Source organism: Flavobacterium salmonis (assembly GCF_903819435.1).
GTDB lineage: Bacteria > Bacteroidota > Bacteroidia > Flavobacteriales > Flavobacteriaceae > Flavobacterium > Flavobacterium chungangense.
Genome location: NZ_CAIJDP010000040.1, coordinates 1 through 1,756, shown reverse-complemented (window position 1 = coordinate 1,756; position 1,756 = coordinate 1). Strand labels below are relative to the sequence as shown.

Genomic DNA, 1,756 nt, shown 5'->3' with positions numbered 1-1,756 from the left:
GAGGGCACTGAAAAAGTCTTTTCACAAATAAATTGTTAATTAATAAGGAGCAGAAGCTAAAAGTTTTCTGCTCCTTTTTTTGTATCTTTTTAGTGTAATCATAAGGCTTTTTAGATGTTAATTCAACAGCACCAAATTCAGTTTAGTCCCTACTCTTCATTATATGATTTAATTGTTCCTCAGGATAATCTCCTTAGAAAAATCAACGAACTCATAGACTTTTCATTCATCTACGATGAGTTGTTAAATAAATATTGTACAAATAATGGTCGCACAGCAGAAAGCCCAGTGCGTATGTTTAAGTATTTGCTTCTAAAAACAATTTATGATGTCTCGGATGTTGATATAGTAGAACGTTCACGTTTTGACATGTCTTTTAAGTATTTCTTAGAAATGACGCCAGAAGAGAGCGTTATTAATCCAAGTTCATTGACTAAATTTCGTAAACTTCGTCTTAAAGATACAGACTTATTAAATCTACTCATTGGTAAAACAGTAACTATAGCTGTTGAAAAGGGAATCATTAAATCCAGGTCTATTATAGTAGATGCTACACATACTTTATCGAGATCAAATCCATTTGCAGCAATTGATGTATTAAGAGAGCGCTCTAAACTTCTACGAAGAACAATATATTTATTTGATGATCAATTCAAAAAGCATATGCCTGAGAAGAACACTACCAATGAATTAGAAAAAGAATTAGCTTATTGTAAAGAACTGGAGCAGCGTATAGAAAAAGAAGAATCTTTGAGTTCTATACCTGCTGTAAAAGAAAAGCTAAACCTGCTTAAAGAAACTATAGAAGATACTCAGGAAAATTATATTTTATCAAAAGATACAGATGCTAAAACGGGTCATAAATCCGCTGATAGCTCTTTCTTTGGATACAAGACTCATTTAGCGATGACCGAAGAGCGCATCATCACAGCGGCTGTAGTAACCTCAGGAGAGAAAGGAGACGGACCAGAATTACCTAAACTTTTGAAGATTAGTCAGGAAAATGGAATCGATGTTGATACTATTATTGGTGATGCAGCTTATGCAGGGAAAGAAAATCTTAAACTTACAAGTGAGCAAAACATTCAAATAGTAGCCAAGCTAAATTCTTCCATAACACAAGGATTCAGAACAGATCAAGACAAATTTGACTACAATAAAGATGCTGATAGAATGGTTTGTCCCGCAGGACATATGGCTATACGAAAATCGAAACAGGGTAAAAAAAATGTAGGAAGAAATCAAGTAGAGACCCATTATTTTGATGTCGAAAAATGTAAGTCTTGCCCATTAAAAGAAGGATGTTACAAAGAAGGATCAAAAACAAAAACATATTCAATATCGATAAAATCAGAATTACACAAAGAACAAATTGCTTTTCAAGAAACCGACTACTATAAGGAAAAGGCAAAACATCGATACAAAATAGAAGCTAAAAACAGTGAGTTAAAAAATGTACATGGCTATGATAGAGCAATATCATATGGCATCACCAATATGCAAATGCAAGGAGCAATGGCTATTTTTACAGTCAACTTAAAAAGAATACTGAAATTAATATAAGAAACCATAAAATAAGTATACTTCTATAAAATGCCCCTCTATAAATCAAAAATCAACACATATAACGTCAAATAAAAAACAGTTATAAAACGAAAAACGCTTATAGCGGATTTTTTAAAGTCCTGTTATAAGCGGTTTTTTATTGTCCAAAAAATAAACCTGATCAAAATAAGGGATGTTTTTCAGTGCCCTT

Annotated in this window: 1 protein-coding gene; it reads left to right on the top strand. The window is 32.4% G+C overall.

What is annotated here, in order from left to right; genetic code table 11:
• Positions 1 to 114 precede the first annotated feature (114 nt).
• A complete protein-coding gene (locus tag FLACHUCJ7_RS00245) occupies positions 115 to 1,563 on the top strand; it encodes an IS1182 family transposase (RefSeq protein WP_180907463.1) in 1,449 nt (482 codons plus the stop codon).
• Positions 1,564 to 1,756: the final 193 nt, after the last annotated feature.

Excerpts from the sequence above, each read along its gene's own strand:
- FLACHUCJ7_RS00245 (WP_180907463.1), top strand. The coding sequence starts at position 115 with ATGTTAATTCAACAGCACCAAATTCAGTTTAGTCCCTACTCTTCATTA.